17 protein-coding genes are annotated in these 17,470 nt (G+C 53.4%); 8 read left to right on the top strand and 9 right to left on the bottom strand.

The window, feature by feature from the left end; all coding sequences use genetic code 11:
• Positions 1-145 precede the first annotated feature (145 nt).
• Complete coding sequence (gmhB, locus tag OGV69_RS11195) at positions 146-712, bottom strand: D-glycero-beta-D-manno-heptose 1,7-bisphosphate 7-phosphatase (RefSeq protein ID WP_038637462.1); 567 nt, start codon at positions 710-712, stop codon at positions 146-148.
• Between the two features lie 189 nt (positions 713-901).
• Here gmhB and metN point away from each other — a divergent pair, with 189 nt between their 5' ends.
• From metN to proS, 6 genes are all read left to right on the top strand, one after another.
• A complete protein-coding gene (metN, locus tag OGV69_RS11190; protein ID WP_038637459.1) occupies positions 902-1,933 on the top strand; it encodes a methionine ABC transporter ATP-binding protein MetN in 1,032 nt (343 codons plus the stop codon).
• Positions 1,926-2,579 (top strand): methionine ABC transporter permease MetI, encoded by a 654-nt coding sequence (locus tag OGV69_RS11185; protein ID WP_006686810.1) that lies wholly within the window; start codon positions 1,926-1,928, stop codon positions 2,577-2,579. Before metN ends, OGV69_RS11185 begins: the two co-directional genes overlap by 8 nt.
• Before the next feature lie 44 nt (positions 2,580-2,623).
• Positions 2,624-3,439 carry a methionine ABC transporter substrate-binding lipoprotein MetQ gene (gene metQ / locus OGV69_RS11180; protein ID WP_006686809.1) on the top strand — a complete coding sequence of 272 codons (816 nt, stop codon included), beginning with the start codon at positions 2,624-2,626 and terminating at the stop codon, positions 3,437-3,439.
• Between the two features lie 116 nt (positions 3,440-3,555).
• A complete protein-coding gene (gene rcsF / locus OGV69_RS11175) occupies positions 3,556-3,960 on the top strand; it encodes an envelope stress sensor lipoprotein RcsF (protein ID WP_016151780.1) in 405 nt (134 codons plus the stop codon).
• A complete protein-coding gene (gene tsaA, locus OGV69_RS11170) occupies positions 3,957-4,664 on the top strand; it encodes a tRNA (N6-threonylcarbamoyladenosine(37)-N6)-methyltransferase TrmO (protein WP_069324015.1) in 708 nt (235 codons plus the stop codon). Before rcsF ends, tsaA begins: the two co-directional genes overlap by 4 nt.
• 113 nt (positions 4,665-4,777) lie before the next feature.
• On the top strand, positions 4,778-6,496 hold the full coding sequence (gene proS, locus OGV69_RS11165) for a proline--tRNA ligase (protein WP_069324016.1): 1,719 nt from the start codon (positions 4,778-4,780) through the stop codon (positions 6,494-6,496).
• 43 nt (positions 6,497-6,539) lie between these two features.
• On the opposite strand, the gene nlpE is transcribed toward proS, so the two are convergent.
• The 3 genes from nlpE to OGV69_RS11150 are packed head-to-tail and all read right to left on the bottom strand — an operon-like array spanning position 6,540 to position 8,233.
• On the bottom strand, positions 6,540-7,238 hold the full coding sequence (gene nlpE, locus OGV69_RS11160; RefSeq protein ID WP_110498853.1) for an envelope stress response activation lipoprotein NlpE: 699 nt from the start codon (positions 7,236-7,238) through the stop codon (positions 6,540-6,542).
• A gap of 30 nt (positions 7,239-7,268) precedes the next feature.
• Entirely contained in the window at positions 7,269-7,691 is a 423-nt protein-coding gene (arfB, locus tag OGV69_RS11155; RefSeq protein WP_069324018.1) for an alternative ribosome rescue aminoacyl-tRNA hydrolase ArfB, read from the bottom strand.
• The gene (locus OGV69_RS11150) at positions 7,688-8,233 is read right to left on the bottom strand and encodes a YaeQ family protein (RefSeq protein WP_038637444.1); all 546 of its coding nucleotides are present in this window, start codon (positions 8,231-8,233) and stop codon (positions 7,688-7,690) included. Before OGV69_RS11150 ends, arfB begins: the two co-directional genes overlap by 4 nt.
• A 189-nt stretch (positions 8,234-8,422) precedes the next feature.
• On the opposite strand from OGV69_RS11150, the gene OGV69_RS11145 reads away from it, so the two are divergent.
• Complete coding sequence (locus OGV69_RS11145; RefSeq protein ID WP_024132476.1) at positions 8,423-8,623, top strand: YaeP family protein; 201 nt, start codon at positions 8,423-8,425, stop codon at positions 8,621-8,623.
• The gene (gene rof, locus OGV69_RS11140; protein WP_003018503.1) at positions 8,610-8,870 is read left to right on the top strand and encodes a Rho-binding antiterminator; all 261 of its coding nucleotides are present in this window, start codon (positions 8,610-8,612) and stop codon (positions 8,868-8,870) included. Before OGV69_RS11145 ends, rof begins: the two co-directional genes overlap by 14 nt.
• An 82-nt stretch (positions 8,871-8,952) precedes the next feature.
• On the opposite strand, the gene tilS is transcribed toward rof, so the two are convergent.
• From tilS to dnaE, 5 genes are all read right to left on the bottom strand, one after another.
• Positions 8,953-10,245 (bottom strand): tRNA lysidine(34) synthetase TilS, encoded by a 1,293-nt coding sequence (gene tilS, locus OGV69_RS11135; protein ID WP_069324019.1) that lies wholly within the window; start codon positions 10,243-10,245, stop codon positions 8,953-8,955.
• Between the two features lie 61 nt (positions 10,246-10,306).
• Positions 10,307-10,696 (bottom strand): VOC family protein, encoded by a 390-nt coding sequence (locus tag OGV69_RS11130; RefSeq protein ID WP_069324020.1) that lies wholly within the window; start codon positions 10,694-10,696, stop codon positions 10,307-10,309.
• Positions 10,697-10,761: 65 nt separating this feature from the next.
• A complete protein-coding gene (gene ldcC, locus OGV69_RS11125) occupies positions 10,762-12,900 on the bottom strand; it encodes a lysine decarboxylase LdcC (RefSeq protein ID WP_069324021.1) in 2,139 nt (712 codons plus the stop codon).
• A 99-nt stretch (positions 12,901-12,999) separates the two neighbouring features.
• The gene (accA, locus tag OGV69_RS11120; RefSeq protein ID WP_038637427.1) at positions 13,000-13,959 is read right to left on the bottom strand and encodes an acetyl-CoA carboxylase carboxyl transferase subunit alpha; all 960 of its coding nucleotides are present in this window, start codon (positions 13,957-13,959) and stop codon (positions 13,000-13,002) included.
• Between the two features lie 12 nt (positions 13,960-13,971).
• Complete coding sequence (gene dnaE / locus OGV69_RS11115) at positions 13,972-17,454, bottom strand: DNA polymerase III subunit alpha (RefSeq protein ID WP_038637424.1); 3,483 nt, start codon at positions 17,452-17,454, stop codon at positions 13,972-13,974.
• Between the last annotated feature and the right edge of the window lie 16 nt (positions 17,455-17,470).

Genomic DNA, 17,470 nt, shown 5'->3' with positions numbered 1-17,470 from the left:
GTTTTTCTCTTCAACCGACCGGGCTGTTTGTGTGAAGTGATTCACATCCGCCGTGTCGATGGAGGCGCATTATAGGGAGTCGACTCAGGAAGACAAGCGGAAAAATGCATTTTCGTTCCAACCGCTCACCTTTTATCCACAACGCTTACTTTTGCTGCTTTTTTATCGCCTTTGGCAGGTCTGCCAGACTATTTATAACCAAATCTGCCGCATTTTCTGCTTCCGGCGTGACGGGTTTGCCCGTGCGCACCAGTACCTTGGTGCCAACATTCGCCGCTGCTGCCGCCTGCATATCTTCTATTTTGTCGCCTACCATATAAGAAGCAGCCATATCGATGTGCAGGAAGTCGCGAGCGGAGATCAACATCCCGGGATGCGGCTTACGGCAATCGCAGACCTGACGATACTCTTCTACGGTACCCTGCGGATGGTGCGGGCAATAGTAGATACCATCCAGATCAACGTCGCGATCGGCCAGCGACCAGTCCATCCATTCGGTCAACGTTTCAAACTGTGCCTCGGTAAATTTACCGCGCGCGATACCAGACTGGTTCGTCACCACAATTAGCGCGTAACCCATATTTTTAAGTTCACGCATGGCATCAATAACGCCGTCGATAAACTCGAACTCATCAATCTCATGTACGTAACCGTGGTCCACATTAATGGTGCCGTCACGGTCGAGAAAAATTGCGGGTACAGACTTTGCCACCTTTTATAGCTCCTGAATAAGGCATGTGGCTCTAGTATCGCATGTTTCGGCGGGCAAGAAAGTGCTCATCGTGCAAAGCTAGATTGATTTAGACGTCTGGATGCCTTAACATCCATCTTGTTGACGGCTTCGACCGTCCCAGACAGACGAAAATGCCACGGCTAACTTAATTACGATAATAAATAACCAATGATTAAACTTTCGAATATCACCAAAGTGTTCCAGCAGGGGACTCGTACCATTCAGGCGCTAAATAATGTCAGCCTGCATGTTCCCGCGGGGCAGATTTATGGCGTCATTGGCGCCTCCGGTGCCGGTAAAAGTACGCTTATCCGCTGCGTTAACTTACTTGAACGCCCAACCGAAGGCAGCGTTCAGGTCGGTGGTCAGGAGCTGACAACGCTTTCAGAGTCCGAGTTGACCAAAGCTCGCCGTCAAATCGGCATGATTTTCCAACACTTTAACCTGCTCTCTTCCCGTACCGTGTTTGGTAACGTCGCGCTGCCGCTGGAACTGGATAACACGCCAAAGGAAGAGATCAAACGCCGTGTAACAGAACTGCTGGATTTAGTTGGCCTTGGCGACAAACACGATAGCTATCCAGCCAACCTTTCCGGTGGACAAAAACAGCGAGTGGCGATCGCCCGTGCGCTGGCAAGTAATCCCAAAGTGTTGCTCTGCGATGAAGCCACCAGTGCACTCGACCCGGCAACCACGCGTTCGATTCTGGAACTGCTGAAAGACATTAACCGTCGTCTGGGTCTCACCATTCTGCTGATTACCCATGAGATGGACGTTGTAAAACGCATTTGTGACTGTGTGGCGGTCATCAGCAATGGTGAACTGATTGAACAGGACACCGTCAGCGAAGTCTTCTCTCACCCGAAAACGCCGCTGGCACAGAAGTTTATCCAGTCCACTCTACATCTGGATATCCCGGAAGATTATCTGGAACGTTTAAAAGCAGAGCCGCAAGCCGACAGCGTGCCAATGCTGCGCATGGAGTTCACCGGTCATTCGGTCGATGCGCCATTACTCTCTGAGACGGCCCGTCGCTTTAATGTGAATAACAACATTATTAGCGCGCAGATGGATTATGCCGGCGGTGTGAAGTTCGGCATTATGCTGACGGAAATGCACGGCACACAGGAAGATACACAGGCAGCCATTAACTGGCTGCAGGAACACCATGTAAAAGTAGAGGTACTGGGTTATGTCTGAGCCGATGATGTGGTTACTGGTTCGCGGCGTATGGGAAACGCTGGCAATGACCTTTGTGTCCGGTTTTTTTGGTTTTGTCATTGGCCTGCCGGTTGGCGTATTGCTGTACGTTACGCGTCCCGGGCAAATTATTGAGAACGCTAAGCTTTACCGTACGCTCTCTGCGCTGGTAAATATTTTCCGTTCCATCCCATTCATTATTTTGCTGGTGTGGATGATTCCTTTCACCCGCATGATTGTGGGTACCTCTATTGGGCTGCAGGCCGCTATCGTCCCGCTGACCGTCGGCGCCGCGCCGTTTATCGCCCGTATGGTGGAAAACGCGCTGCTGGAAATCCCGACCGGGCTGATTGAAGCCTCCCGTGCGATGGGCGCCACGCCGTTGCAGATTGTACGTAAGGTATTACTGCCAGAAGCGCTGCCGGGTCTGGTCAATGCCGCCACCATCACGCTCATCACGTTGGTTGGCTATTCCGCGATGGGCGGTGCCGTCGGCGCAGGTGGTCTGGGACAGATTGGCTACCAGTACGGTTATATTGGCTACAACGCTACTGTGATGAATACAGTACTGGTATTGCTCGTCGTTCTGGTTTATTTAATTCAGTTATCCGGCGATCGCATCGTCCGGGTTGTCACGCACAAATAACGTTGCACACAACACTAAAAACTCATTAAGAAAAGGAAATAAGCATGGCGTTCAAATTCAAAACCTTTGCGGCAGTTGGAGCCCTAATCGGTTCTCTGGCACTTGTGGGTTGCGGTCAGGATGAAAAAGATCCTAACCACATCAAAGTGGGCGTTATTGTTGGCGCAGAGCAACAGGTTGCAGAAGTCGCGCAGAAAGTGGCAAAAGAAAAATACGGTCTGGACGTTGAGCTGGTCACGTTTAACGATTACGTCCTGCCTAACGAAGCGTTGAGCAAAGGCGACATTGATGCTAACGCCTTCCAGCACAAACCGTACCTGGATCAGCAGATTAAAGATCGTGGTTACAAGCTGGTTGCCGCGGGCAATACTTTTGTTTACCCGATTGCGGGCTATTCCAAAAAAATCAAATCACTGGATGAGCTGCAGGAAGGTTCTCAGGTCGCGATTCCAAACGACCCGACTAACCTTGGCCGCTCGCTGCTGCTGCTGCAAAAAGTGGGCTTAATCAAACTGAAAGACGGTGTTGGCCTGCTGCCGACCGCGCTGGACGTAATTGAAAACCCGAAAAACCTGAAGCTGGTTGAACTGGAAGCGCCGCAGCTGCCGCGTTCACTGGACGATGCGCAAATCGCCCTGGCGGTCATCAACACCACCTACGCCAGCCAGATTGGCCTGACCCCGGCAAAAGACGGTATCTTTGTTGAAGATAAAGATTCTCCGTACGTAAACCTGATCGTGACCCGTGAAGACAACAAAGATGCTGAGAACGTGAAGAAATTCGTGCAGGCCTACCAGTCTGACGAAGTATACGAAGCAGCGAACAAAGTCTTCAACGGCGGTGCTGTTAAGGGCTGGTAATTTTAGGCTGTTTCCAGAATCTGTAATATCATCAGGACGGGCGCTTGCCCGTCTTGTCATTTATGCAAGCACCTGATTCAATATCTGACGTTTAGATCATTCATTGAGGAAATATTATGCGTGCTTTACCGATCTGTTTAGTAGCACTCATGCTGAGCGGCTGTTCTATGTTAAGCAGATCCCCTGTTGAACCCGTTCAAAGCACCGCTACCCCGCCAAAAGCGGAGCCGGAAAAACCAAAAGCACCGCGCGCGGCGCCGGTAAGAATCATTACTAACGCCGAAGATTTAGTGGGTAAACCGTTCCGCGATCTCGGCGAAGTCAGCGGCGAATCCTGCCAGGCATCTAACCAGGATTCCCCTCCGAGCATCCCAACCGCACGTAAACGCATGCAGATTAACGCCTCTAAAATGAAAGCGAATGCGGTATTGCTGCACAGTTGCGAAGTCACCAGCGGGACGCCAGGTTGCTATCGTCAGGCGGTTTGCATTGGTTCTGCACTGAACATTTCGGCGAAATGAGTCATTTTCAGTTCGAGCAAATAGGCGTTATCCGCTCACCTTATAAAGAAAAGTTCGCCGTTCCACGCCAGCCAGGTCTGGTGAAAAGTGCCAGCGGCGAACTGCATTTGCTCGCTCCCTATAACCAGGCCGAAGCTGTTCGCGGCCTGGAAGCCTTCAGCCATTTGTGGGTGATTTTTGTTTTTCATCAGACAATGGAAGGAGGATGGCGTCCAACCGTGCGCCCTCCCCGTCTTGGCGGCAACGCCAGAATGGGTGTCTTCGCCACGCGTTCAACGTTTCGTCCTAACCCTGTTGGCATGTCTTTGGTTGAGCTTCGAGGTATCCGCTGCCACAAAGAGCACGTCATCCTTGAGCTCGGCGGGCTGGATCTTGTCGATGGTACGCCGGTTGTGGATATTAAACCGTATCTGCCATTTGCCGAATCGCTGCCCGATGCTCGCGCCAGCTATGCTCAGGATGCACCGCAGGCCAGCGTAGATGTGTCGTTCAGTGAAGAGATCGCCGGGCAACTGGCTGGGCTGGAAAAACGTTATCCGCATCTTCGCCAGTTTATTGCCGAAGTGCTGGCGCAGGATCCCCGTCCTGCCTACCGTAAAAACGAGGAAGAAGGCAAAACCTACGCCGTTTGGCTGCTGGACTTTAACGTCCGCTGGCGCGTTATGCCGTCAGGATTTGAGGTCTTTGCTCTGGAAGCCCGCTAATTTGCGTCGCGTACTCTTTTGACATCCCTTTCTCGCTGGTAAACTAAACCACTTTTGTTTTGTGCCAGGCTCGTCTTGAGCCTGTTCGATCGTTCAACTGGAACCGTAACAACATGCGTACTAGCCAATATCTGCTCTCCACTCTGAAGGAGACACCTGCCGACGCCGAAGTCATCAGCCATCAGCTGATGCTGCGCGCCGGGATGATCCGCAAGCTGGCCTCCGGGTTATACACCTGGCTGCCGACCGGCGTGCGCGTCCTGAAAAAAGTCGAAAACATCGTGCGTGAAGAGATGAACAACGCCGGTGCGATCGAGGTGTTGATGCCGGTCGTTCAGCCCTCTGAGCTGTGGCAAGAGAGTGGCCGTTGGGAACAATACGGCCCGGAACTGCTGCGTATTGCTGACCGTGGCGATCGCCCGTTCGTCCTTGGCCCAACGCATGAAGAAGTGATCACCGACCTGATTCGTAACGAGCTGAGCTCTTACAAACAGCTGCCGCTGAACTTCTACCAGATCCAGACTAAATTCCGTGACGAAGTTCGTCCGCGCTTCGGCGTGATGCGTTCCCGCGAATTCCTGATGAAAGATGCCTACTCTTTCCATACCTCTCAGGAATCCCTGCAGGAGACCTACGACGCGATGTACGCAGCGTACAGCAAGATCTTCAGCCGTATGGGTCTCGATTTCCGTGCGGTACAAGCGGATACCGGTTCTATCGGCGGTAGCGCCTCTCACGAATTCCAGGTGCTGGCGCAGAGCGGCGAAGACGATGTGATCTTCTCCGACACCTCCGATTATGCAGCGAATATCGAGTTTGCCGAAGCCGTTGCGCCAAAAGAGCCGCGTGCGGCAGCAACGCAGGAGATGACGCTGGTCGATACGCCAAACGCCAAAACCATCGCCGAGCTGGTTGAGCAGTTCAACCTGCCGATCGAGAAAACCGTAAAAACCCTGCTGGTGAAAGCGGTTGAAGGCAGCAAGTCTCCGTTGATTGCGCTGCTGGTTCGCGGCGATCACGAGCTGAACGAAGTCAAAGCGGAAAAACTGCCGCAGGTTGCCAGCCCGCTGACCTTCGCCACCGAAGAAGAGATTCGCGCACTGGTGAAAGCGGGTCCGGGTTCTCTGGGTCCGGTGAACATGCCAATTCCGGTCGTTATCGACCGTACCGTTGCCGTGATGAGCGATTTCGCTGCGGGCGCGAACATCGACGGTAAGCACTATTTCGGTATCAACTGGGATCGTGATGTTGCCACCCCGGAAGTTGCGGACATTCGTAACGTGGTCGCTGGCGACCCGAGTCCGGATGGCCAGGGTACGCTGCTGATTAAACGCGGCATCGAAGTGGGTCACATCTTCCAGCTGGGCACCAAGTACTCTGAAGCGATGAAAGCCGCCGTTCAGGGCGAAGATGGCCGTAACCAGATCCTGACCATGGGTTGCTACGGTATCGGGGTCACTCGCGTGGTTGCTGCTGCTATCGAACAGAACTATGACGATCGCGGTATCGTATGGCCAGACGCCATTGCCCCGTTCCAGGTCGCGATTCTGCCGATGAACATGCATAAGTCCTACCGCGTGAAGGAACTGGCTGAAAAGCTGTACGCAGAGCTGCGCGCGCAGGGCATTGAAGTGCTGATGGACGACCGTAAAGAGCGTCCGGGCGTGATGTTTGCCGATATGGAACTGATCGGTATTCCGCACACTATCGTGCTGGGCGACCGTAACCTCGACAACGACGATATCGAATACAAATACCGTCGTAACGGCGAGAAGCAGTTGATTAAAACGGGCGACATCGTCGACTACCTGGTAAAAGCCATTAAAGGCTAATATCAGCAAAAGGCCCTGATAATCAGGGCCTTTTTTTCATCAATTAATTACACCCTTTGCCGGGGGTAAATTTCGCATCTTTATCCGCCATCAGCGTTTTCACTTTCTCGCCAGTGTCCGGGTTCGCCTCCAGTGTAAAATGCGCTTCCAGCGTCAGCAATACGGATTGCCCGTTTTCCGCGCGCGCGGCTAAATAGTCACGCTCAAGCTGGGCGTTATTCGCCACCGGCATCCGTTTACCCGTTGCGCAGTCGGTAAAGATAGCTGCGTCAGCCATATAGAAGTACATGCCCCGCATCGGCATTGGCGTCACCGGTAAGCTGGCGGAAACGGGCTGAAGGGTGTAGTTGAACTGCGACTCAATCGGATTACCTTCACGATCGAGCATTTCCAGCGCTTCGCCTTTAGCACGATAGTACGACTTTTCACCTTTACTGTCGGTCAGCACCAGCTTATCCGCAGTGCGCGCCCATGTTCCGTAAGAGGCAAAGGACGACGGTTCATCCCTCACCCCCTGATAACGTTCGTTCATCACCCATGTTCCGTCTTTTTCGAGGAACAGAGAAGTTTCAATCCCTTCGCAGTCCGCGCAAGGCAGGATGCCTCGCCAGCTTTGCTGCATCGGTTTTAATTCTGCCGCCCGTGTCGGCTGTAGTACTTCAACTTCAGTACGGTTGTTACAGCCGATCAAGGAAAAAAGCGTGCATGCAGCGACGACGGACAATATTGCTGTTTTCACTATCAATTCCTTATAAATTTTTATTCCTGCTCGTCAGTCTTGCGTTCGACGAACTCTCCCGCGCAGTGACTTCACTGTGGATTTTTGCGCCTTCGATGACAACCTACGCTCTTTCGAAGCGCGCGTAGGACGCGTTGCCTGTCGGCTTTTTTGCACTGCGGTTAATTCTTTGATCACCGCCACCAGCCGGGAGATTGCCGCTTCCCGGTTTAGCTCCTGGCTACGGTATTCCTGCGCCTTAATGATAATAACGCCATCGCCGCTAATCAGATGATGGCTGGCGGCCAGCAGGCGTTCCTTATAATACTCTGGCAGGCCAGAGGCCCGAATGTCAAAGCGCAAATGGATGGCCGTCGAGGTCTTGTTAACGTGCTGACCACCCGCGCCCTGCGCCCGAATCGCCGTGATTTCCAGCTCATTTTCAGAGATAGAGACGTTTCGGGAGATAACTATCATGAACCCTGCTGCCACGCGGTCAGATGAATTTCCAGATTGTTCTGAGAATCGGACAACCAGATAGCGCCATCCTGGATCGTCGCCTGCAGCGCCATGGTGCGACCAGCAAATTCACTCAGTTGCGCCAGCTGTTCGTCATCCAGATACCACACGGTAAGATTTTTAAACTGCGCGCACTTACTCTGGTTTTGTTGCCACCAGATCTGGGCCGCACGGCTGTTGTAGGTAAACAGGGCCACCTCAGCAGACTGAGTGCAGGCTTTCTTAATACGACGCTCATCCGGCAGGCCGAGTTCAATCCATAAATCAATGCCCAGATGGTCGTTTCGCAGCCAGGCTTCCGGTTCATCTTCCGCGCTCAGGCCACGCGTGAACTGCAGGCGTTCATCGGCATATTTAATCCACGCCAGCAGTCGCAGCATCATGCGCTCCTGGGTTTCTGAAGGGTGACGCGCCAGCGTCAAGGCTGCGTCAAGGAACTGGTTGCGGTCGAGATCCGCCACATTGACTACAGCTTTATAGATTGTCGCTTTAAGCGCCATTTGAGAACTCCTTTCGAATCAGGCGCTCATTGTAGCGAAAACTGCGGCAAAAGGCTGCTAACAGCACCTCTATCAAGGCCGCTGATATTGCCTGAATGAGTATGGTATAGTCACCTTGCTAAACAGAGTTTATCTTCGTAGGCTTAGACTTGCATCCACGGTTAAGTCAGAGTGCTGACAGGAGGGCATGTGGAAAAATATTGTGAGTTAATACGCAAGCGGTACGCGGAAATCGCCAGCGGAGACTTAGGGTATGTCCCGGATGCGCTGGGTTGCGTATTGAAGGTGCTTAATGAAATGGCGGCAGACAGCGCCCTTTCAGAGTCGGTCAGGGAAAAAGCGGCCTATGCTGCCGCGAACTTACTGGTGAGCGATTATGTCAATGAATGAAACGTATCAACCCATCAACTGTGATGATTACGACAATCTTGAACTCGCCTGCCAGCACCATTTGTTACTGACGTTGGCGTTAAAAGATGGCGAAGTTTTACAAGCGAAAGCAAACGATCTGGTTTCACGCAAAAACGTGGAATATCTGGTCGCAGATGTCGCAGGTGAAACCCGGGAGCTGCGCCTCGATAAAATTGCCAGCTTCAGCCACCCGCAAATCGGTACCGTGGTCGTCAGCGAATCCTGATTCTTTTGTTGCCGGATGGGGTGCAAGCACCTTATCCGGCCTACTTTCCATGCGATATGTAGGTCGGATAAGCGCACCGCCATCAGGCATGCCAAACCAGACTCACCCCTTCTTTATCTTCTGCTGCTCCCTCACGCGTCACAAAAACACCCGCAGCCGCAATCAGCGTTTCGCCGTAAAACAACAGCGGTGTGGTATCTCGTCGCCAGGGCGGGATCCCCTGCTCCTGCCAGATTTTCTTTAATTTACGTCCACCGTTACGCCCGACAATATGTAATACGCCTGGCGCTTTAAACCGAATGCTGACGGCTTCATCTGCCTGCGGCATACGCAATTCGCCAGCAGGGATGAGCTGCACCGAGCCTAACCCGGCAGGCAGCGTCAACGGCGTTTCCCGGCATGTCCACGGGATGACGGTTTCGCTTTGCCCATCGACCGATTTCACCCACCACAACTGTGACTGATAACGACGAATGTCGAACTCTCCAAGGCAAAAACAGGGGGAAGCATCTTCCCGCGCCAGTGCGACTTCCAGCCAGATACGTTCCAGCGCGTCACGGGAAGGCATTGGCGCATTTAATCCTGCCAGCCAGCGGCGAAGCAGGGCTGCACGCCGCACACTGCTCATCGTCATAAGCGGCGCCAGTAAAAGTGTGCCCTGGGCCGTGACGCAGTCGGCTAAATCGCTGGCAAGCAGTTCATCCAGTAAGCTCTCCTGCTCGGCGCACAGCGCGGCGCTGCGGGCCGTGGCTTGCGCGAAGTGCGGCCAACGCTGTTGCAGCAACGGGGTAACGCGCAATCTGAGGAAATTGCGATCGTAGGTATCATCCTGATTACTTTCATCCTCAATCCAACATAATTGGTGCTGTCGCGCCCACCCTTCCAGCGCCTCTCGCGTTTGCGCCAGCAGCGGTCGGATCAGCCGGGTCCCGGCGAACGGCGAGCTTTCTCCCATGGCGGAAAGCCCGGCAGGACCACTGCCACGCTTAAGGGCCAGCAGAAAAGTTTCGCACTGGTCGTCCAGATGCTGGGCGGTCATCAGTACCTCGCCCGGCAGCAACGTCTGTGCAAATGTGTGATAGCGCGCCCGCCGCGCCTGAGCTTCTATCCCCAGACCATCATCCTCCAGACGGACCCGTTCAACCACCAGCGGCACCTGCCACTGCGCGCATATCGATTCACAGTGCTGCACCCAGTTGTCCGCGTGGGGACTTAATCCATGATGAATATGGATTGCGCGCAACGTAACCTCAGGGTGCTGTGCTCGCCACAGCACTAACTGATGCAGCAGCACGGTGGAGTCCAGCCCGCCGCTAAAGGCGACCAGAATCGATTGAGAATTCAGCAGTGAAGTATTCAGCGTGAGTGTTGTCATGATGGTTACTTACAATGGTATTGCCCGGCACGTTACCGGGCTAACGCCATAATGACAAGCCTTACAGCTCATACAGTTCGAGCGGTAATCCGTCGGGATCGTTAAAAAACGTGAAGCGTTTGCCGGTAAACGGATCAATGCGTATCGGCTCGCACTTCACATCGCGCGCTTCCAGATGCGCGATCGCTTTCTCTACGTCATCCACACTGAACGCCAGATGACGTAAACCACAGGCTTCCGGTCGGCTGGGGCGGCAAGGTGGAAATGGGAAAGAAAATAGCTCAATCACATACTGACCGTTCAATGCCAGATCGCCTTTCCAGGAGTCTCGCTCTTCCCGGTAGGCTTCGCTCATCAGGGTGAAGCCCAACACATCGCAGTAAAATGCCTTACTCGCCGCGTAGTCCGTCGCAATAATGGCAATATGGTGAACCTGTTTTAATCCCAGCATAGCGTTTTGCCTCTTTCGTTTGTTCTTCAGCACGTTACTCGTGCGTAATGGGTTCAGGCAAGTCGTTATGCCATTTTTAAGACTCTCACACGATACACGCCATCCTCACCCAGTTTAGCGCCATGGATATCGGTTTCAAATCCAGGATAATGATGGCCCACGGAGCACAGCATCAGCAGGAAATCGAGTACAGCCCGGCTTTTTTCCGTGATCATTTCACCAGGCATCAAGAGCGGTACGCCGGGAGGGTAAGGCAGGATCATATTGGCGGAAACGCGCCCCACCAGTTGATCGAGCGCCACCGTTTCAACCTCACCTTTGATCTGCCGCTGCCAGGCCTGATGCGGCGTCATTTTCATTTCCGGTAAGGTATCAAATGCCCGCAGCATCAGCCCGGAAAGATCGTGCTGGCGAATAAGCCTATGGATCCCCTGCGCCAGATCCTGAATGCGCATATTACGATAAAAATCAGGATCTTCAGCATACAGATCCGGAAGCATATTTTTCACGCGTAAATTCAGATCGTACGAACGCTTAAATTCCGTCAGCCCGCGCAGCAGGCCCATCGCCCGGGTTTTATCAATGCCGATGCTGAACAGGAACAACAGATTATACGGTCCCGTTTTCTCGACAACCACGCCGCGTTCATCAAGGAATTTCGCCACCAGCGCGGCAGGAATCCCCTCTTCACTCATATTTCCCTGTTCATCCATCCCCGGCGTCAGAATAGTGACTTTCACCGGGTCAAGAAACATGTGGTCGGCGTCAGCATCGATAAATCCGTGCCAGTCTTCACCGGGCGCTACCGGCCAGCATTCTGCTTCATCCACCCTTTCTGGTTGCCAGATATCAAAAAACCAGCCATCCGACTCTTCACGCAACCGCTGCACTTCTTTACGAAAATGCAGCGCCCGCTCCACCGAACGATTGATTAACCGCTTGCCTGAATTACCACGCAGCATTGCCGCTGCGGTTTCTATCGAGGCAACAATCGGGTAACTCGGCGAAGTGGATGTGTGCATCATAAAGGCTTCGTTAAAGGTGTCTTCGTCGTAATCGCCCTTAATGTGGATCAAAGAAGCCTGTGACAACGCCGCCAGCATCTTGTGGGTGGACTGGGTTTCAAAAATCACCTTCCCCGGCACGCGCTCACCGCTCATCCCGCTTTTCCCCTGATAGATCGGATGAAAATGGGTATATGGCACCCAGGCTGAATCAAAATGGATAGAGGGCACATCCAGCGTTTGTTTGATCCAGTTGGTGTTATACAGCAGGCCGTCATAGGTGGAGTTGGTGATCACCGCATGCACCGGCCATTGCGCCTGAGGGGTCTCCTCTACCTTGCTTTCAATGCTTGCACGGGTAAATTCCCGACGGGGGATACCGCCCAGAATACCCAACGCATTACGCGTCGGCTTCAACCAGATTGGCACCACATCGCTCATCATCAGCAAATGCGCCAACGACTTATGACAGTTGCGGTCAATCAACAGCGTACTGCCCGTGGGTGCGGCGTACATACCAACAATTTTATTGGAGGTGGACGTGCCGTTGGTCACCATATAGCTCTGCTCGGCGCCAAAAGTGCGCGCGATATACTCCTCCGCTTCCAGGTGCGGGCCGGTATGATCCAGCAGCGAGCCCAGCTCGGTCACTGAAATGGAGACATCGGCTTTCAGCGTATTACCGCCAAAGAAATCATAGAACAGGCAGCCGACCGGGCTTTTCTGGTACGCCGTTCCCGCCATATGACCGGGCGTGCAAAAGGTATACTTTCCTTCCTTCACATAGGTAAACAGCGCTTTGGTGAAAGGGGGCGTAATGTTATCCAGATATTCACTGGTGTACTGGCGGATACGGGTGGCAATGTCTTCAGACTGGCCCAGCGCATACTCAAAAAACCACAGCGCCATGCGCAGGTCGTGAGCGCTGACATCCATCGTCGAATGGGTATTAATAAAAGCGTAAAGCGGAAGATATTCGTTGAGCTGGTTGATGTCACTGCACAGATCCAGACTGTATTCATCCCAGTCAAAAATGACGCCGCAAATTCGCGGGTTATGTTCGATAAACTTCAGCAGGTCAACGCTATTCTGCGGCCAGATAATCTGAAACCCCTGCTGTTGTAGCGCACGCTCAAGTTCCTTGATGGGCTCATCTTTATAAAAGACGCCATGCGGTCCCATGATGGCAATGATATTCATGCATTCCTCCTGGAAAAACCTTAGTTAAGCATAGCCTGGTCAAACTGCAGGTAAAAAAAAGGGCCACAGCATTGTGGCCCTTTTCAGAATTAATGTAGCTTATGCGTAGCCGTAGCTCATCAGACGCTGGTAGCGACGGTTTTTCAGATCTTCTTTACCTAACACATCAAGATCGGCGAGATCGGCCAGCAGTTGCGCTTTCAGTGACGCCGCCATGGCTTCCGGGTTACGGTGCGCGCCACCCAGCGGTTCAGGAATGATAGAGTCGATAAGCTTCAGCTCTTTCAGACGCGGCGCGATAATACCCATCGCTTCAGCGGCCAGCGGCGCTTTATCAGCGCTTTTCCACAGAATGGAGGCACAACCTTCCGGGGAGATAACGGAATAGGTGCTGTATTGCAGCATATTCACTTTATCGCCTACGCCGATCGCCAGCGCGCCGCCGGAACCACCTTCACCGATAACGGTGCAGATGACTGGTACGCTTAGACGCGACATTTCACGCAGGTTGCGCGCGATCGCTTCAGACTGACCACGTTCTTCCGCGCCCACGCCCGGGTAAGCCCCTGGGGTGTCGATGAAGGTAATGATCGGCATGTTGAAACGTTCTGCCATTTCCATCAGACGCAGCGCTTTGCGATAGCCTTCCGGCGCTGGCATGCCGAAATTACGACGAATTTTTTCTTTGGTCTCACGGCCTTTCTGATGACCAATGATCATCACCGGACGGCCATCCAGACGCGCGATACCGCCGACGATAGCTTTGTCATCCGCATAGGCACGATCGCCCGCCAGCTCATCAAATTCATCAAACGCCAGGCGGACATAATCCAGGGTGTACGGACGCTGTGGATGGCGCGCCAGTTGGGCTACCTGCCATGCGCCAAGATCGGCGAAGATTTTACGCGTCAGTTCTACGCTTTTTTCACGCAGGCGATGCACTTCTTCATCGATGTTAATATCCAGTTTCTCATCCTGACGGCTAACCGCAGTCAGAGAATCGATTTTTGCTTCCAGCTCTGCAATCGGCTGTTCAAAATCAAGGAAATTCAGACTCATAGTATTCCTGTATTAGTCAAACTCCAGTTCCACCTGCTCCGAACCAATAAGGCCGCGGAGATCGTTTAGCAAACGATCGCTCGGAGAGACACGCCACGTCGCGCCAAAACGCAACCGCGCACGTGCATCCGCCCTCTGATAGTAGAGATGTACTGGAATTGTCCCCGAGCGGTGGGGTTCCAGAGACTGACGGAGTCGGTTTAAAAGCTGGTCATCAATTTGCCTGTCCGTCAGCGAGATAGCAAGCCCGCGAGCATATTTTTCCCGGGCTTCGTCAATATCCATGACTTCACGGGCCATCATTTTAAGCCCGCCGCTGAAGTCATCAAAGCTGACCTGTCCGCTGACGATAAGTATGCGGTCTTTTTCCAGCAATTGCTGGTATTTATCCAGGGCATCGGTAAACAACATAACTTCCAGACGCCCGGAACGGTCATCCAGTGTACAGATGCCGATACGATTGCCGCGCTTGGTGACCATTACCCGCGCGGCAATGACGAGCCCCGCAGCCGTGGTGACTTTACCACGTTCTGTCGGATGCATGTCTTTCAGCCTGTGGCCTCCAACATAGCGCTCAATTTCTTTTAAATACTGGTTGATAGGGTGTCCCGTCAGGTAAAGCCCTAACGTTTCACGCTCACCGTCTAATACTACCTGCTCAGGCCACGGTGTACAGTTGGCATAAGACTGTTCAATTTGTTCGGGTTCTTCCGCCAGCACGCCAAACATATCAGCCTGGCCAATAGCCTCGGCTTTCGCATGCTGATCGGCGGCTTTTAGCGCATCATTCAACGAATTCATCAACGCCGCGCGGTGTGGGCCAAGGCGGTCAAACGCCCCGGACATAATCAGTTTTTCCAGCACCCGGCGATTGAGTTTTTTGATATCCGTACGCGCACAGAGATCAAACAGCTCGCGGAAGTAACCGCCTTCGTTGCGCGCCTCAATAATAGCTTCAATTGGCCCTTCACCCACGCCTTTTATCGCGCCGATGCCATAAACAATCTCGCCATCATCGTTAACGTGGAAATGGTAAAGCCCGGAGTTAATGTCTGGCGGCAGGATTTTTAACCCCATGCGCCAGCATTCATCCACCAGCCCGACCACTTTCTCGGTGTTATCCATATCGGCCGTCATTACCGCCGCCATAAACTCGGCTGGGTAATGCGCCTTCAACCATAGCGTCTGGTAAGAGACCAGCGCATAGGCGGCGGAGTGTGATTTGTTAAATCCGTAACCGGCGAATTTCTCCACCAGGTCAAAGATTTTCATCGCCAGTTCGCCGTCGACGCCGCGCTTTTTCGCTCCTTCTTCAAAGGTGCCGCGCTGTTTGGCCATTTCTTCCGGCTTTTTCTTACCCATCGCACGACGCAGCATATCCGCGCCGCCAAGCGTGTAACCAGACAGCTCCTGGGCAATCTGCATAACCTGTTCCTGATACAGGATAATGCCGTAGGTTGGCTCCAGTACCGGCTTCAGACACTCATGCTGCCATTGTACGTCCGGATAGGAAATCTCTTCGCGACCATGCTTACGGTCGATAAAGTTATCTACCATCCCCGACTGTAGCGGGCCCGGGCGGAACAGGGCCACCAGTGCGATCATATCTTCGAAGCAGTCAGGCTGCAGACGTTTGATCAGATCCTTCATGCCGCGGGATTCAAGCTGGAATACCGCGGTGGTTTCCGAGCGTTGCAGCATGTCGAAGCTTTTCTTATCGTCAAGCGGAATGGCCGCGATATCCAGCGGCGGCTCGCCGTTCTTTTCACGGCGGGCGTTGATCATCTCCAGCGCCCAGTTGATGATGGTCAGCGTACGCAGCCCCAGGAAGTCGAACTTCACCAGGCCGGCGTATTCCACGTCGTTCTTATCAAACTGAGTAACCGGGTGCAGCCCCTGTTCATCGCAGTATAGCGGCGCAAAATCGGTAATTTTGGTCGGAGCGATAACCACGCCACCGGCGTGCTTGCCGGCGTTACGCGTGACGCCTTCCAGCTTACGCGCCATATCGATCAGCGCTTTAACCTCTTCATCTGCCTCATAGATTTCCGGCAGTTGCGGTTCAGCTTCAAAGGCTTTCGCCAGCGTCATGCCCGGATCGGGCGGCACCAGTTTCGAAATACGATCCACGAAGCCGTACGGGTGCCCCAGCACGCGGCCCACGTCTCGGATAACCGCTTTTGCCGCCATCGTACCGAAAGTAATAATCTGCGAAACCGCATCACGACCGTACATATCCGCCACGTGTTCAATAACCTGGTCGCGTTTCTCCATACAGAAGTCAACGTCGAAGTCGGGCATTGAGACACGTTCCGGGTTCAGGAAACGTTCGAACAGCAGGTCAAATTCCAGCGGATCCAGGTCGGTAATTTTTAGCGCATAGGCCACCAGCGAGCCTGCGCCGGAACCACGTCCCGGACCTACTGGTACGCCGTTATCCTTCGACCACTGGATAAATTCCATAACGATCAGGAAGTAGCCCGGGAACCCCATCTGGTTGATAACCTGTAGCTCAACATCCAGACGTTCATCATATTCCGGACGGCGCCTGGCGCGCTCTTCCGGATCCGGGAACAGGAACGCCAGTCGCTGTTCCAGCCCCTCTTTCGACTTCGCCACGAGGAAATCCTCGGTGGTCATATCACCGGTCGGGAACTGTGGCAAGAAATACTCACCCAAACGCACCGTGACGTTACAGCGTTTGGCAATTTCGACGGTGTTTTGCAGCGCCTCCGGGATATCGGAGAACAGCTCGCACATCTCGTCTTCGCTACGCATATACTGCTGCGCGGAGTAGTTACGCGGGCGTTTAGGGTCGTCAAGGGTGAACCCGTCGTGGATCGCCACACGGATTTCATGCGCGTCGAAATCGCCGGTTTCCAGGAAGCGAACATCGTTGGTCGCCACCACCGGCAAACCACGCCTTTCAGCCAGTTCTACCGCGGCATGCAGATAGTTTTCTTCATCTTGTCTGCCGGTACGGATCAGCTCAAGGAAGTAGCTATTGGGAAAATGCGCTTCGTAAAACGCCACGCATTCGTCAACCAGGGCGCTATTACCGCGCAACAAGCTACGTCCGACGTCGCCCATGCGGCCGCCGGAGAGCAAAATCAAACCTTCTTTTAGCTCGACCAGCCAGTCGCGGTCGATAACCGGCCCTTCTGCGCCATAACCGCGCTGATAGGCTTTTGATATCAATAACGTCAGGTTCTGATAGCCGGTATTGTTAGCGGCCAGTACGGTGAGTTGCGTGAGTTCATCAGCCAATAGTTCACTGCGGACATGAAAATCTGCGCCTACAATAGGCTTAATACCGGCGCCGTGACCCGCTCCGTAAAACTTCACCAGACCACACAGGTTGGTAAAATCGGTGATCGCCAGCGCAGGCATGCCTAACGCGGCCGCCTTCTTCACCAGCGGCCCGGTTTTCGCCAGCCCATCGATCATGGAGTAGTCGCTGTGCACCCGGAGGTGGACGAAACGTGGTTCAGACATCTTCAGATTCCTTCGA

Source organism: Citrobacter sp. Cc139 (assembly GCF_030334645.1).
Classification (GTDB): domain Bacteria; phylum Pseudomonadota; class Gammaproteobacteria; order Enterobacterales; family Enterobacteriaceae; genus Citrobacter; species Citrobacter werkmanii.
The sequence above is the reverse complement of the archived record's forward strand: the minus strand, read 5'-3'. Positions and strand labels throughout refer to the sequence as shown.

Excerpts from the sequence above, each read along its gene's own strand:
- metN (WP_038637459.1), top strand. The coding sequence starts at position 902 with ATGATTAAACTTTCGAATATCACCAAAGTGTTCCAGCAGGGGACTCGT.
- OGV69_RS11185 (WP_006686810.1), top strand. The coding sequence starts at position 1,926 with ATGTCTGAGCCGATGATGTGGTTACTGGTTCGCGGCGTATGGGAAACG.
- metQ (WP_006686809.1), top strand. The coding sequence starts at position 2,624 with ATGGCGTTCAAATTCAAAACCTTTGCGGCAGTTGGAGCCCTAATCGGT.
- rcsF (WP_016151780.1), top strand. The coding sequence starts at position 3,556 with ATGCGTGCTTTACCGATCTGTTTAGTAGCACTCATGCTGAGCGGCTGT.
- tsaA (WP_069324015.1), top strand. The coding sequence starts at position 3,957 with ATGAGTCATTTTCAGTTCGAGCAAATAGGCGTTATCCGCTCACCTTAT.
- proS (WP_069324016.1), top strand. The coding sequence starts at position 4,778 with ATGCGTACTAGCCAATATCTGCTCTCCACTCTGAAGGAGACACCTGCC.
- arfB (WP_069324018.1), bottom strand. The coding sequence starts at position 7,691 with ATGATAGTTATCTCCCGAAACGTCTCTATCTCTGAAAATGAGCTGGAA.
- OGV69_RS11150 (WP_038637444.1), bottom strand. The coding sequence starts at position 8,233 with ATGGCGCTTAAAGCGACAATCTATAAAGCTGTAGTCAATGTGGCGGAT.
- rof (WP_003018503.1), top strand. The coding sequence starts at position 8,610 with ATGTCAATGAATGAAACGTATCAACCCATCAACTGTGATGATTACGAC.
- tilS (WP_069324019.1), bottom strand. The coding sequence starts at position 10,245 with ATGACAACACTCACGCTGAATACTTCACTGCTGAATTCTCAATCGATT.
- OGV69_RS11130 (WP_069324020.1), bottom strand. The coding sequence starts at position 10,696 with ATGCTGGGATTAAAACAGGTTCACCATATTGCCATTATTGCGACGGAC.
- ldcC (WP_069324021.1), bottom strand. The coding sequence starts at position 12,900 with ATGAATATCATTGCCATCATGGGACCGCATGGCGTCTTTTATAAAGAT.
- accA (WP_038637427.1), bottom strand. The coding sequence starts at position 13,959 with ATGAGTCTGAATTTCCTTGATTTTGAACAGCCGATTGCAGAGCTGGAA.
- dnaE (WP_038637424.1), bottom strand. The coding sequence starts at position 17,454 with ATGTCTGAACCACGTTTCGTCCACCTCCGGGTGCACAGCGACTACTCC.